General features: G+C 53.2%; 14 protein-coding genes and 1 other annotated feature. All 14 genes read right to left on the minus strand.

Annotation, left to right across the window (positions count from 1 at the left end):
• Positions 1-176 precede the first annotated feature (176 nt).
• Positions 177-689, minus strand: a complete 513-nt coding sequence (locus IKE44_RS04615; RefSeq protein ID WP_064213561.1) for an NYN domain-containing protein — start codon at positions 687-689, stop codon at positions 177-179.
• A gap of 3 nt (positions 690-692) precedes the next feature.
• Positions 693-1,430, minus strand: coding sequence for a 23S rRNA (guanosine(2251)-2'-O)-methyltransferase RlmB (gene rlmB / locus IKE44_RS04620; protein WP_064213560.1), 738 nt, complete (start codon positions 1,428-1,430; stop codon positions 693-695).
• Entirely contained in the window at positions 1,430-1,852 is a 423-nt protein-coding gene (locus IKE44_RS04625) for a Mini-ribonuclease 3 (RefSeq protein ID WP_033017259.1), read from the minus strand. The genes rlmB and IKE44_RS04625 overlap by 1 nt, the downstream gene beginning before the upstream one ends.
• 3 nt (positions 1,853-1,855) lie before the next feature.
• Positions 1,856-3,265, minus strand: coding sequence for a cysteine--tRNA ligase (cysS, locus tag IKE44_RS04630; protein WP_033017262.1), 1,410 nt, complete (start codon positions 3,263-3,265; stop codon positions 1,856-1,858).
• Complete coding sequence (cysE, locus tag IKE44_RS04635; RefSeq protein WP_080706580.1) at positions 3,243-3,980, minus strand: serine O-acetyltransferase; 738 nt, start codon at positions 3,978-3,980, stop codon at positions 3,243-3,245. Before cysE ends, cysS begins: the two co-directional genes overlap by 23 nt.
• Positions 3,978-4,216 (minus strand) — a binding site (T-box leader). (Overlaps the previous gene by 3 nt.)
• Positions 4,217-4,291: 75 nt before the next feature.
• Positions 4,292-5,761, minus strand: coding sequence for a glutamate--tRNA ligase (gltX, locus tag IKE44_RS04640; protein WP_033008710.1), 1,470 nt, complete (start codon positions 5,759-5,761; stop codon positions 4,292-4,294).
• A 106-nt stretch (positions 5,762-5,867) separates the two neighbouring features.
• Positions 5,868-6,350 carry a 2-C-methyl-D-erythritol 2,4-cyclodiphosphate synthase gene (ispF, locus tag IKE44_RS04645; protein WP_033008623.1) on the minus strand — a complete coding sequence of 161 codons (483 nt, stop codon included), beginning with the start codon at positions 6,348-6,350 and terminating at the stop codon, positions 5,868-5,870.
• Between the two features lie 14 nt (positions 6,351-6,364).
• Positions 6,365-7,051 carry a 2-C-methyl-D-erythritol 4-phosphate cytidylyltransferase gene (gene ispD / locus IKE44_RS04650; protein WP_121649982.1) on the minus strand — a complete coding sequence of 229 codons (687 nt, stop codon included), beginning with the start codon at positions 7,049-7,051 and terminating at the stop codon, positions 6,365-6,367.
• Positions 7,052-7,072: 21 nt separating this feature from the next.
• Entirely contained in the window at positions 7,073-8,167 is a 1,095-nt protein-coding gene (locus IKE44_RS04655; protein WP_049624211.1) for a PIN/TRAM domain-containing protein, read from the minus strand.
• A 285-nt stretch (positions 8,168-8,452) separates the two neighbouring features.
• Positions 8,453-9,823 carry a DNA repair protein RadA gene (radA, locus tag IKE44_RS04660; RefSeq protein WP_049624212.1) on the minus strand — a complete coding sequence of 457 codons (1,371 nt, stop codon included), beginning with the start codon at positions 9,821-9,823 and terminating at the stop codon, positions 8,453-8,455.
• Positions 9,824-9,898: 75 nt separating this feature from the next.
• Positions 9,899-12,334, minus strand: coding sequence for an ATP-dependent protease ATP-binding subunit ClpC (clpC, locus tag IKE44_RS04665; RefSeq protein ID WP_287465153.1), 2,436 nt, complete (start codon positions 12,332-12,334; stop codon positions 9,899-9,901).
• Positions 12,331-13,422, minus strand: coding sequence for a protein-arginine kinase McsB (gene mcsB, locus IKE44_RS04670; RefSeq protein WP_033017267.1), 1,092 nt, complete (start codon positions 13,420-13,422; stop codon positions 12,331-12,333). The genes clpC and mcsB overlap by 4 nt, the downstream gene beginning before the upstream one ends.
• 4 nt (positions 13,423-13,426) lie before the next feature.
• Positions 13,427-13,975 carry a protein-arginine kinase activator protein McsA gene (gene mcsA / locus IKE44_RS04675; RefSeq protein ID WP_287465156.1) on the minus strand — a complete coding sequence of 183 codons (549 nt, stop codon included), beginning with the start codon at positions 13,973-13,975 and terminating at the stop codon, positions 13,427-13,429.
• 14 nt (positions 13,976-13,989) lie between these two features.
• Entirely contained in the window at positions 13,990-14,451 is a 462-nt protein-coding gene (gene ctsR / locus IKE44_RS04680; protein WP_033017268.1) for a transcriptional regulator CtsR, read from the minus strand.
• Positions 14,452-14,768: the final 317 nt, after the last annotated feature.

Here is a 14,768-nt window from a genome sequence, read left to right on the forward strand (position 1 = left end):
CTGGGAAACCCAATCGTGTCGAGACTTCGACTCCATTTCGAATGTTCACCTATTAGGTGAAGAACCCCGAGTGCAATATTTTGTTGATTGATCCAGTTTTCTTGGCAGCTTTGAACGCGTCTTTATCACGGATTCAGGATTTATTATACAGTGCAAATTTTTACAGCGTCAACCGCTCATTTTTGCCCTCTCCGCCATTTTTCAAAAATTTCTGCAACTATGTCATTGAGCGGCACTTTCAAGGTCGGTGTATGCTGCTTCATTGACTGCAACTTTTTTGAAATATCCCGCTCCACCTCTTCGATTTCGTGCAGAAGTTCGCGCGCCGATTTGCGCAAGGCGCCTTGACCGAACACCGTCCATTGTTCCGTATAATCCGATGTCGCGACATACACTTTGGTGCGCGCGTTGATGAGCGTTTTCGCCAACCGCTCAATCCGTTCGTCCGCTGTCTCATTTTCCTTTGTAAAAATGACATCGATATCGTAGTTTTTATACTTTTTCTCGTTTCCCTGCACGAGATGGGCGTCAAACACGACCACGACGTGATCCCCGGTGAACCCTTTGTAATCGGCCAGTTTGTCAATCAACAAATCCCTTGCCGCTGCCAGATCGCCTTCCTCTTTCAGCCGGCGCAGCGCCGGCCATGCCCCGATGATGTTGTAACCGTCGACAATTAAAACGTTCATCGGCTATTCCCCTAGCGGATACCGCTTTCGGTACACCTCGTACATGAGCAAACTGGCGGCGACAGAAGCGTTGAGCGAAGTGACGTGCCCCCGCATCGGCAGCCGAAACAAGAAATCACACTTTTCCCGCACTAACCGGCTGATGCCTTTTCCCTCGCTGCCGATGACCAGCGCCAACGGCATCGTGCCGTCAAGGAAGCGGTAGTCATCTTTGGCGTCTGCATCGGTGCCAGCCACCCAAACGCCCCGCTCTTTCAGCTCGTCGATCGTCCGCGCCAAGTTCGTCACGCGCGCGACCGGAACGTGCTCGATCGCTCCGGTTGACGCCTTCGCTACGGTCGGCGTCAACCCCACCGACCGCCGTTTCGGGATGATGAGCCCGTGCGCTCCGACCGCATCTGCGGTGCGCATAATGGCGCCCAAGTTATGCGGGTCTTCGATTTCGTCCAAAATGAGGAAAAACGGCGCTTCTTCCCGTCGGGCGGCGCGGGCAAACAAATCGTCGACCTCGTAATAGCGGTATGCGGCCGCCTGGGCGATCACCCCTTGGTGCACCCCGTCAACCATTTGGTCAAGCTTGCGCTTCGGAACATATTGGACGAGCACGCCCCGCCGCTTCGCCCATTCGAAGACAGGCTCGACGGCGTGGCGCTGCGCTCCTTCCGCGATCCAGATTTTATTGATGTCGCGCCCGGATTTGAGCGCCTCGATGACCGGGTTTCTGCCGATAATGTAATCCATCATTCCAACGCCCTTTCTTCCCTTTCAATAATCGCAAATGAACGGCCGATTAACTCGTCGACCCGCCGGCCGTTGTCCTGTAAAAAATGATAGCCGATCAACGCTTCGAACGCGGTGCTGTGCCGGTATGTCTGCACATCCGTATTTTTCGGAATCGTGCCTGATTTCGCGTTGCGGCCGCGGCGGACGATGGCTTGCTCCTCTTCCGTCAACACGCCTTCATCAAGCAAGGTTAAAATGACTCTTGCTTGCGCCCGGGCCGACACGTAGCGGATCGCCCGCCGATGCAGCTCGTGCGGCCGTACGCTGCCCATCGCCAGCAAGTGGCGGCGCACGTACACTTCATAAACCGCATCGCCAATATAGGCGAGCGCCAAGCCATTTAATTGTTTGACATCATGAACGGTCTCAAACTGCGCCATTGCTTATGATCCCCGTTTCCATCTTGTCCCTTGAGGCGTATCTTCCAAAATAATGTTTTTGGCCTTCAACTCGTCGCGAATGCGGTCAGCCAGCGCGAAATCGCGGTTTTTCCGCGCTTCGTTGCGCTGTTGGATCAGCGCCTCGATTTCCTCATCAAGCAGCTCTTCTTGCTTTGGCTTTGGATCGAGGCCAAGCACGTCCATCAACTGTTCAAATTCACGCAAAAAGGCGCCAATAACGGTTTCCGATGTCGTCTTTTCCTGCAAATACAAGTTCGCTTGTTTCGCCAGCTCAAATAGAACCGCAATGCCGTTCGCCGTGTTGAAATCGTCGTCCATTTCGCGGATGAACGATTCGCGGACCGCAGCGATGCGCGACAGCCATTTGTCATCGTCGTCGGTTAAATTCGTGCTCGCTCCGAGCCGGTGCTGCAAGTTGCCATATGCCGTCCTTAAGCGTTCGAGCCCGCGCCGGGCGCTCTCGAGCAGCTCTTCGCTGTAGTTGATCGGATGGCGATAGTGCACCGACAACATAAAGAAGCGCAGCACTTGCGGGTCAATCTGCCGGATGATATCGTGGACGAGCACGAAGTTGCCGAGCGACTTCGACATTTTTTCGTTGTTAATATTTAAATACCCGTTGTGCAGCCAATATTTCGCAAACGGTTTGCCGGTCAAAGCCTCTGACTGGGCGATTTCGTTTTCATGGTGCGGGAACGTCAAATCTTGGCCGCCGGCGTGGATATCGATCGTATCGCCTAAATATTTGCGCGCCATCGCCGAGCATTCGATATGCCAACCCGGCCGCCCTTTCCCCCATGGACTGTCCCAACAAATCTCTCCTTCTTTCGCCGCTTTCCAAAGGGCGAAATCGAGCGGGTCGTCTTTTTTCTCGCCGACTTCGATGCGCGCTCCAGCCTGCAATTCATCGATCGATTGGTGCGACAGCTTGCCGTAACCGGGAAACTTGCGCGTCCGGTAGTAGACGTCGCCATCCACCTCGTACGCATACCCCTTGTCGATGAGCGCTTGGATGAATTCGATAATCGTCCCGATATTTTCTGTCACGCGCGGGTGGATGTCCGCCTTTTTGCAGCCAAGCGCCTGAATGTCTTCAAAATACGCCTCGATAAACCGCTCGGCAATCGCCGGAACGCTTTCGCCAAGCTCGCGGGCCGCCTTAATCAGTTTGTCGTCGACATCGGTAAAATTGGATACGTACGTCACGTCGTAGCCGCGGAACTCCAAATAGCGGCGGATCGTGTCAAAGACGATGGCGGCCCGGGCGTTCCCGATATGGATATAGTTGTAAACGGTAGGACCGCATACATACATTTTGACCTTGTTGGGCTCAAGCGGCTCAAACGGTTCCTTTTTTCGCGTCAACGTATTATAAAGCCGGATGCTGCTCATACTCGCTCTTCCTTTCTTGCTGTTTCAATGCCTCCAACTCGCTTTTCAGCCGGACGATCTCCTCTTCAAGCTCCCGGAACCGGTCAGCGATCGGATCTGGCAGGTCGGTGTGGTTCAAATCTTTTTTCACTTTCACTCCATCACGCACAACCACGCGGCCCGGAATGCCAACGACGGTTGAGTTGGGCGGCACGTCTTTTAACACGACCGACCCGGCGCCAATTTTCGAGTTTTCGCCGATCGTAATCGACCCGAGCACTTTCGCGCCGGCAGCGATCAAACAGTTGTCTTTGATCGTCGGGTGCCGCTTCCCTTTTTCTTTCCCTGTCCCTCCTAATGTGACCCCTTGATAGACCGTGACATTGTCGCCGATTTCGCACGTTTCGCCGATCACCACACCCATGCCGTGGTCGATGAAAAAGCGGCGGCCGATTTTGGCGCCCGGATGAATTTCAATGCCGGTGAAAAAGCGGCTGATTTGCGAAATCAACCGGGCAAGAAAGTAAAATTTCCGTTTGTAAAGCGCATGAGCGATCCGATGCGCCCAAATGGCATGCAGACCGGAGTACGTTAAAATGACTTCCAGGTAGCTTCTTGCCGCCGGGTCTTGCTCAAAAATGACCTCAATATCCTCTTTTAACGTTTTAAACATCATGTCCTCCCTCCATCCCTCTAAGTTGTTTTGAATAAAAAAGCGTCCCTGTGCCGAAGACACAGAGACGCTTTTGGCGCGGTTCCACTCTGTTTAGCGAAACGGGAAAACGCCGTTTCACTCACTCGAGTCCGATAACGGAGAGGCTCCGCTCCTCTCTACTGCAGAACGTCTCTGTTCCGGTTCGAAAGGAGACTCCGAGGCGCATTTCGGATAACGCCGGGCATAAGCCGCTTCCAGCCAAGGCGACTCTCTCTGGGATGACGGCGTTTCCTACTTCTCCTCGTCAACGCTTTTTCACTATGCGCTTGTTCAACCGATAAACTTTGTATTATTATACCACACGCACTACGCAAACGTGCACACCTATTCCGCTAAAATTTTTCTTGCAGCGCCCGCTCGAGCCGCTCGATTACTTTTTGTTTGCCGAGCAGCTGAATGGCAAACGGAAGCTCCGGCCCGTGCGTTTGCCCGGTCACCGCGGCGCGAATTGGCATAAACAGCTTTTTCCCTTTTTGTCCGGTCGCCTTTTGCACCGCCTTAATCGCCGCTTTAATTTCGTCGGCTGTAAACGGGTCGAGGTCCCGCACATGGGCCAAAAAGGCCGAAAGCACGTCGGGCACTTGTTCTTCGGCGAGCACTTGGCGCGCCTCATCTTCGTATTCGACTTCTTCCTTAAAGAACAACTCGGACAACGGAACAATCTCCGCCCCGTAGCTCATTTGCTCTTGATACAGTGCGATTAAATCGCGCGCCCACTGCCGCTGTTCGTCGCTCATGTCCGCCGGCAAGCGCCCGGCTTTCACCAAATGCGGCAAAGCCAATTCGACGAGCCGGTCCAAATCGAGTTTTTTGATGTATTGATTGTTCATCCATGTCAGCTTTTTCGTGTCAAACATCGACGGCGACTTTGACAGCCGCGAAACGTCGAAGATGCGGATGAGCTCGTCTTTCGAAAAAATTTCTTCCTCCCCTTCCGGCGACCAGCCTAAGAGGGCGAAAAAGTTGAACATCGCTTCCGGCAAATAGCCGAGCTCTTTGTATTGCGACACGAACTGAATGATTGACTCATCGCGCTTGGACAACTTTTTCCGCTGTTCGTTGACAATCAACGTCAAATGGGCAAACTGCGGCGGCTCCCAGCCAAAATATTCATACACCATCAGCTGCTTCGGCGTGTTGGACAAATGCTCCTCACCGCGGAACACATGGCTGATCTCCATAAGGTGGTCGTCGATGACGACGGCAAAGTTGTACGTCGGAATACCGTTCGCCTTCACAATGACCCAATCGCCGATATCTTTCGATTCAAACGTCACTTTGCCGCGCACCAGATCGTCGACTTCGTATGTTTTCCCTTCCGGCACCTTGAGGCGGATCGTATACGGCTTGCCTTGCGCCTCAAGTTCCGCGACCTGTTCCGGCGTCAAACGGCGGCACTTGCCGCTGTATTGCGGAGCGGCGATGCCGGCCGCACGCTGCTCCTCCCGCTCCCGCTCAAGCTCTTCCGGCGTGCAAAAACATTTGTACGCATGTCCTTGCTCGAGCAGTTCGTCCACATACTTCCGGTATATATCAAGCCGCTCCGTCTGGCGGTACGGCCCATAGCCGCCATCTTTATCAACGGACTCGTCATAATCGATGCCGAGCCATTGTAAGTTTTCGAGCTGCGACTGTTCGCCGCCTTCCACGTTCCGTTCGATATCCGTATCCTCGATGCGGACGATCATTTTTCCGCCGTGATGGCGAGCAAACAAATAGTTAAACAGCGCGGTCCGCGCCCCTCCGATATGCAAATGGCCGGTCGGGCTCGGCGCATAGCGCACGCGCACATCTTTTGCCATCGTCCAACCCTCCACTTTCATCCAAACTTGTACCCTTATTGTACCGTTTATCGCGGCAAAGTTCAAAACGGACGGCTCGCCCCATTCGGCGCCTAACGGTTGCGCCTTACTCCCCGCTCTTTTTAAGCAACACGACCGCTTGGGCGGCAATGCCTTCCCCGCGCCCGGTGAACCCGAGTTTTTCCGTTGTCGTCGCCTTGACGTTCACTTGTGTGCGCTCGGCTTCAAGCAGGCGGGCGATCACGGCTTTCATCTCCTCAATGTACGGAGCCATTTTCGGCTTTTGAGCGATAATCGTACAGTCGGCGTTCACCAATGCATACCCTTCCTTCCGGACGAGCGTCCATACGTGCGCCAACAATTCGGTTGAGTCCGCGTCTTTATAGCGCGGGTCATCATCAGGAAAATGCCGTCCGATATCGCCGGCGCCAATCGCTCCAAGGCACGCGTCCGCCACCGCGTGGAGCAGCACATCGGCATCCGAATGGCCGAGCAGCCCTTTCTCATGCGGAATATGTACGCCGCCAATGATAAGCGGACGCCCTTCAACGAGCTGGTGAACGTCAAACCCTTGTCCGATGCGAAACATGTCTTCACCTCCGTTTACTCTGCGACGCGGCTCGCTAAAATCGCCTCGGCAAACAAAATGTCTTCCGGAGTCGTCAGTTTAATGTTGCGGTAGTCCCCTTCTACAATTTTCACCGGCTTGCCGAGCCGCTCGACGAGGCTGGCGTCGTCCGTGCCAAGATAGCCTTCCCGTTTCGCAGCCTCATGCGCCTCGGCGATCAAAGACAGACGAAAAGCTTGTGGCGTCTGCACCGCCCACAAGCTGGAACGATCAATCGTCTGTTCGACAAACAAACCGTCCACTTTTTTGATTGTGTCTTTCACCCGCACAGCCGGGACCGCTGCCCCGTATCGGGCGGCTGCATCCGCCAGCTCATGCAAATGGCGGACGTGAATAAACGGGCGGGCGCCGTCGTGGATCAGGACAATGCCCCGTCCCTCTAACGCCTGCAGCCCGTTATAGACGCTATGTTGCCGCTCCTCGCCGCCCTCAGCGAACGCTGCCACTTTTTTGATACGAAAACGAACGACAAGTTGCTCAAAGCGGCTTCGCTCCGCCTGATTCACGACAAGCACGACGCGGGCGCACCGTTCATCGCGGTCGAACACCTTCAGCGTCCGGACGATGAGCGGTTCGCCACCTAGTTCAATAAACTGCTTATTCATACCGGCGTTCATCCTCTTTCCTTGTCCGGCCGCCAAGACAATCGCTTCGTAGTTCATTGGACGTTTCCCCTGTTCTGTTTACAGCGCTTTTTGCAACAGCTTCAGCTTGGCAAAAATCATTCTCCCCGCAGATGTTTGTAACACGCTGGTGACTAGGACGTCAACCCGTTTGCCGATATATTCTTTGCCGTCTTCGACAACAATCATCGTTCCGTCATCCAAGTAAGCAACGCCCTGGTTATGTTCCTTTCCGTCCTTAATGACATGCACATTCAGCTCCTCGCCCGGCAGGACGATCGGCTTGACGGCATTAGCCAAATCGTTGATATTAAGGACGCGCACGTTTTGTAGCTCACACACTTTGTTCAAGTTGAAATCGTTTGTGACGACGACGCCTTGAAGCTGTTTGGCTAGTTTGACGAGCTTGCTGTCGACTTCTTGCACATCGCTGAAGTCGGCCTCATGAATTTCCACCTTCATCGCCATCTCTTTTTGAATGCGGTTTAAAATATCCAAGCCGCGGCGGCCGCGGTTTCGCTTCAGCACATCGGAGGAGTCGGCGATATGCTGGAGCTCCTCTAACACAAAACGGGGAATGACAAGCGGGCCTTCCAAAAACCCGGTTTGGCAAATGTCCGCGATCCGCCCATCGATGATGACGCTTGTGTCCAAAATTTTCACCGCTCCACCTTTCGGCGCCTCGTTCTCGGTTTCTCCGCCTTTTTTCTTTGTCATTCGATTGGAAAGAGAAAATAAGTTCATCAGCTCATTCCGTTTCTTTAAGCCGACACGAAACCCTAAATAGCCAAGCAAGATCGTCAAAAAAATCGGCAGCACCGTGTTCAACACTTGAATTCGAAACGATTGCAGCGGCATGACGACCAAAAACGCAATAATAAGACCAAAAATCAGCCCGAGGCTGCCAAACAGCACGTCAGCAGCAGGCGCCCTTACCAATGTTTCCTCGACCCAGCGCACCATGTCCACAACATAATCCACAAGCCAAAACGTCAACAAAAAGAAAAGAACAGCGCCCAACACCGCCAACGTATAGGAATTATGGATGAGCGGCATGTCGCTTACATTCAACAGCGCAAGCAAATCAGGCAAAAACATGGCGCCCAGCGTTCCGCCTACGGCGAGAAAAAATAGTTGTACGACACGTTTGACCATCGGCTCATCTTCACCTCCCTATCTAACATTATAAACAGTTTCCAATGTTTGAAACCAACCGAAACCCAATTTTTAACCATTTTTGAACATTCGACATCCGCTTGTAACAATTCGCGCTGGACGCCCGTGCACAGCGGAAGGACGTTGCCCCCCTATATATATTTACGTTGTTCGAAACAAAAAGTTCGGTCATTTCATGCAAAACATGATCGGGGCGGAGCAAGAGGATGCTTTAGCGAACGCCCCCAGCCGTTTCCTATTTGCCCGTTCCCCCGAAGAAAGCGTTCAAATCATCGTGTGCTCGAGCGCCTCGGCCACATGGGAAACGCCGATCACCTGAACGCTTGCCGGCGGCTGCCACCCTGCCAAATTGTTTTTCGGTACAATGACACGGGAAAAACCTAGTTTGACAGCCTCTTGCACACGCTGTTCAATGCGGGAGACACGCCGCACTTCCCCGGTCAACCCGACTTCACCGATAATGACGTCGGCCGGATTGGTCGGCCGATCGCGAAAGCTTGAGGCGATGCTGACGGCGATGGCTAGGTCAATGGCCGGCTCATCAAGCTTCACTCCGCCCGCCACCTTCAAATAGGCATCTTGGTTTTGCAACAGCAGCCCGACCCGCTTTTCCAATACGGCCATAAGCAACGACACGCGGTTATGATCGAGGCCGGTCGCCATCCGCCTCGGGTTGCCGAAGCTTGTCGGCGAAACGAGCGCTTGAATTTCCACCAGAACCGGGCGCGTCCCTTCCATGGCCGCCACCACCGTCGAACCCGCCGCCCCGTGCGATCGCTCTTCCAAAAACACTTCGGACGGATTTTCCACTTCCCGCAGCCCGATGTCGCGCATTTCAAAAATACCGATTTCATTCGTCGAACCGAAGCGGTTTTTCACCGCCCGCAAAATGCGGTACGTATGATGCCGCTCCCCCTCAAAATAAAGGACGGTATCGACCATATGCTCGAGAATGCGCGGCCCGGCGATCGCCCCTTCTTTCGTCACATGGCCGACGATAAAAATGGCGACGCCTTTTGTTTTGGCGATTTTCATCAACTCAGCGGTGCACTCGCGCACTTGGGCGACACTGCCCGGCGCTGACGTAATATCCGTCCGGTACACCGTCTGGATTGAATCAATCACGACACAGGAGGGCTGAATCGTTTCAATCGCTGATACAATATATTCCAAATTCGCCTCCGCTAACACATACAGATGATCGGACTCGGCGCGAAGGCGCCCAGCGCGCAGTTTTACCTGTTTGACGGATTCCTCGCCCGATACATACAACACTGTATGCCTAGCCGCCAGTTGCGCTGAGGCCTGCAGCAACAGCGTCGACTTGCCGATGCCGGGGTCGCCGCCGATTAAGACGAGCGACCCTTTGACGATCCCCCCACCGAGCACGCGATTGAACTCTGCACTGTTCGTTTCGATGCGCGGCTCTTGCACCGCGGCAACGGCAGTAATCGGAACCGGTTTAGCGGACCCGGACGGCTCCGAATGGAGAAATGCCCCACGCACAGCGGTTCTGACCGGCTCGATTTCCTCGACGAATGAGTTCCACGTTTGGCATCCCGGGCAGCGGCCGAGCCACTTCGCCGATTCGTATCCGCACTCTTGGCAAACAAATTTCGTCTTCTTTTTCGCCATTGAACTAACCCTTTCTCTCTTGTGTTCCATATGGAAAAAAGGTATGGGCAGCATCGTGCCGCATACCTTTTTTCATCACATCACGGCCTGTTTTGCCAATACGACAAATTCCCCATCTTTCACATCAACGACGACTTTTTGTCCTTTGGCGATCGTGCCTTTTAACAGTTCTTCGGACAAACGGTCTTCAATATGTTTTTGCAAAGCGCGGCGCAACGGGCGAGCCCCGTATTCCGGATCGAAACCTTCAGCAGCGATTTTCTCAATCGCCGCCTCCGTCAATTCAAGGTCAATATCTTGCTCTTTCAGCCGTTTCACCAGCGTATCAGCCATCAGACGGACAATTTGTTTTAGATGGTCTTTTTCAAGCGAATGGAAGACGATAATTTCATCGATCCGGTTCAAAAACTCCGGACGGAACGCTTTTTTCAGCTCATCCATGACCTTGCTTTTCATGTCTTTGTATTGCTGGTTTCCATCCTGGATGTTAAAGCCGACATACTTGTTCCGCTTCAAAGCATCCGCGCCGACGTTCGATGTCATAATGATGATCGTGTTGCGGAAGTCAACCGTCCGCCCTTTCGAGTCAGTCAACCGCCCGTCTTCGAGCACCTGCAGCAAGATGTTAAACACGTCCGGATGCGCTTTTTCCATCTCATCCAACAGAACGACCGAGTATGGCTTGCGACGCACTTTTTCGGTCAGCTGACCGCCTTCTTCGTAGCCGACATACCCCGGCGGCGAACCGATGAGCCGCGATGTCGAGTGTTTTTCCATATACTCGGACATATCGATGCGAATGAGGGCATCTTCATCTCCAAACATTGCCTCGGCCAATGCACGGGCCAATTCCGTTTTCCCGACGCCGGTCGGGCCGAGGAAAATGAACGAACCGATCGGGCGTTTCGGGTCTTTGAGGCCAGCCCGGGCGCGGCGCACCGCTTTGGCCACCGCTTTGACCGCCTCGTCTTGGCCGACGACGCGCGAATGCAAAATTTCTTCCAGTTTCAACAGCCGCTCGGTTTCCGTCTCGGCCAGCTTCGATACCGGAATCCCGGTCCAACTCGAGACGACCGCGGCAATGTCTTCGACCGTCACTTCCAAATTTTCTTGGCCTTGTTTTTCTTTCCACGCACGTTTCGTTTCTTCAAGCTCTTCACGCAGCCGCTGCTCCATATCACGCAGCGACGCCGCTTTTTCAAATTCTTGGCTTTGCACGGCCGCATCTTTCTCTTTTCGCACTTCTTCAAGCTTTTGCTCCAGTTCTTTCAGTTTCGGCGGCGCCGTGAACGAACGGAGACGCACTTTCGAGCAAGCTTCATCAATCAAGTCGATCGCTTTATCCGGCAGGAACCGGTCGGTAATATACCGGTCGGAAAGTTTGACTGCCTGAATGATCGCCTCATCGGAAATCGAGACGCGATGATGCGCTTCATACCGGTCGCGCAGCCCTTTTAAAATTTGAATCGACTCTTCAACTGTCGGCTCATCGACGTGAATCGGCTGGAAGCGGCGCTCGAGCGCAGCATCTTTCTCAATGGATTTGCGGTATTCATCAAGCGTTGTCGCACCGATACATTGCAATTCTCCACGCGCCAAGGCCGGCTTTAAAATGTTCGACGCGTCGATGGCCCCTTCGGCTCCGCCAGCGCCGATTAACGTATGGAGTTCATCGATGAACAAAATGATATTGCCCGCCTGGCGAATTTCGTCCATCACTTTTTTCAGCCGGTCTTCAAATTCGCCGCGGTATTTCGTCCCGGCGACGACCGTCCCCATATCGAGCGTCATGACCCGTTTGTCGCGCAGCGTTTCCGGCACTTCGTTGTTGACGATTTGCTGGGCCAATCCTTCCGCGATCGCTGTTTTTCCAACCCCCGGTTCACCGATGAGCACCGGGTTGTTTTTTGTCCGTCGGCTCAACACTTCAATAACACGCTGAATTTCTTTGCTGCGGCCGATGACCGGATCAAGCCGCCCTTCGCGGGCAATCGCCGTCAAATCGCGGGCAAGGCTGTCAAGCGTCGGCGTGCTTACATGCGAAGCCCCCCCACCGCCGTGGCCCGATACCGATTCATTGCTGCCGAGCAGTTGCAACACTTGTTGGCGCGCCTTGTTCAAGCTCACCCCGAGGTTGTTCAGCACGCGAGCGGCCACGCCTTCCCCCTCGCGGATCAAGCCAAGCAAAATATGCTCCGTGCCGACATACGAATGGCCAAGTTTCCTCGCTTCGTCCATTGACAGCTCGATCACTTTTTTCGCCCGCGGCGTGTAATGGAGCGTATGGGACACTTCATTGCCGCGGCCGATGAGCGATTCGACTTCTTTTTGGATTTTATCCGGGTCAAGTCCAAGCGCCATGAGCGCTTTAGCAGCGATTCCTTCCCCCTCACGGATCAGCCCAAGCAAAATATGTTCGGTTCCGATATTGTTATGGCCGAGGCGGATGGCTTCCTCTTGCGCCAACGCCAGCACTTTTTGCGCCCGTTCCGTAAATCTGCCAAACATCATCGTTCATCACCCTCCATCTTTCTTCGTGTTTCCATCCTTAAGCGTTCCCGAATCAACGCCGCCCGGCGGACATCCCGTTCCTCAGGGCGAAGCACCCCTCCGGCATATTGTTGCAAAAATCCTGGCTGCGTCAAAATCATCAGCTCATTTAAAATGTTGCGCGAGACGTTTTTGATATATCCTAAATCGATCCCTAAACGCACATCCGACAGGCATTGCGCCGCCTCCTTCGAATCGATGACGCGGCAGTTGGCCAATATGCCGTATGAACGGAATACCTTGTCTTCTAATTGTATGCCCAACGTTTTCACTAATGCCTGGCGAGCCGCCCTTTCTTGGGCGATGAGCTGCTCAACGATCGTATGCAAATCAGCGACAATATCTTCTTCTGATTTTCCGAGCGTAATTTGGTTCGAAATTTGGAAAATGTTCCCTAAAGCCTCACTTCCTTCCCCGTACGTGCCGCGGACGACGAGTCCCAACTGGTTGATGGCAGGGATGATGCGGTTGATCTGCTGCGTCAGCACCAGCGCCGGAAGATGCATCATCACCGACGCCCGCAACCCCGTTCCGACGTTCGTCGGACAGCTCGTTAAGTAACCAAGCCGTTCATCGAACGCATAGTTGACATGCCCTTCAATCCAATCATCCAACTCGCTCGCCGCCTCAAGCGCCTCGGCAAGCTGAAGCCCTGGAAACAGACACTGAATGCGGATATGGTCTTCCTCGTTGATCATAATGCTGATTTCCTCATTTTCCGAAAGCAGGCAGGCGCCAAACGGCGAATCTTCAGCCAAATGCGGGCTGATTAAGTGCTTTTCCACCAATACCCGTTTTTCAATCGGTTGAAGCTCCGACATTTTCAACAGTTCAAACCGTCCCGCTTCCCCATACGGACGATGGACGAACGCGCGCTCAAACAAGGCAACGATTTGTTTCGCCTCTTCGCTGCTAAACAGCGTTGGGAAACGAAAATCAACAATATTGCGCGCCAGCCGGATGCGGCTGCTCAACACGATGTCCGAATTCGGCCCCTCCTGGCTCATCCAAGCGCTGACCGCTGTGTTGAAAAACTTTCCAAATGACATACCGCTACATCTCCCCCTCTCCACGTCGGCGAAGTTCGTCCTCTAACGAACGAATCTGGTCGCGCACCTCGGCCGCCCGCTCAAATTCCTCGCGGGCAACTAATTCCTGAAGCTTTTGTTTCAACGTGGCCAGCTGCTTCCGCAAATGGAGGACGCCGCCTTTTCGCTTCGGAATTTTCCCTGAATGAGCAGTATTTCCGCTATGAAGCCGTTTTAAAATCGGCGGAAGGTAACGGACAAACGTCCGATAGCAGTCGGCGCAACCGAACCGCCCAATTTGCGTAAACTGGTGGTATGTCATTTGGCACGTCTCGCATTGAAGCAAATCCGGATTCGGGAACGCATTGGCCGTCACTTCTTTCATCGGAGCTTGAAAGTTGAGAAGCCCCGCTAACAAATTGTTGAGCGGAAAGTCGTCATGGCCATAGAGCATAAACGTATGACCATGTTCTTTGGCGCATTGCTCGCAAAGGTGAAATTCCGTTTTTTCCCCGTTGACTATTTTCGTAAAATGCATCGTCGCCGGGCGTTGCTTGCATTCTTGGCAAATCAATGCCTTCCCCTCCCCTACTTATACTTTAGCGACGTCAGCATCGCCTTTAACATGCGCGCCCGCAGTTCATCCCGCTCGGGCAAATCGATATATAAAACGGAGCGATCCATCACGCTCAACATCATTTTCGCTTCCCGCTCCGAAATCACCTTTTCTTCCATAAGTCGTTTTATCACATCTTCGGCGCTCGACTGGCTGATGCGGTGGTCGATCAGCTCGAGCAACTGGTCAATCAGCTGCGCCTCGCTTTTCGTCTTTACTTTCATAATGCGGATATAGCCGCCGCCACCGCGCTTGCTTTCAACAATATATCCGCGCTCGAGCGTGAATCTCGTGTTGATGACATAGTTGATTTGCGAGGGAACACATCGGAATTTATTAGCAATTTCACTTCGTTTAATTTCAACGATGTCTTGGTCGCTCATATTGAGTACTTGCTTCAAATATTGCTCGATAATGTCGGAAATGTTTGGCACTCTACCTCCCACCTTCCTCACAACCAAGCTGCTCCCTGCCCAATAATAAACGGGCATTCCTTGGGAAGAAGCATCACCGCCATCTTGTTGACTTTGACTATATTTGACCTTGCTTTTACTATACAATGTATGACGAAAAATTGCAAGGGCTACCGAAACAAGGGAGACTATCTATAGCCTGAATCCGTGATAAAGACGCGTTCAAAGCTGCCAAGAAAACTGGATCAATCAACAAAATATTGCACTCGGGGTTCTTCACCTAATAGGTGAACATTCGAAATGGAGTCGAAGTCTCGACACGATTGGGTTTCCCAGCA

This window comes from Geobacillus sp., assembly GCF_017515625.1.
Classification (GTDB): Bacteria; Bacillota; Bacilli; order Bacillales; family Anoxybacillaceae; genus Geobacillus; species Geobacillus stearothermophilus.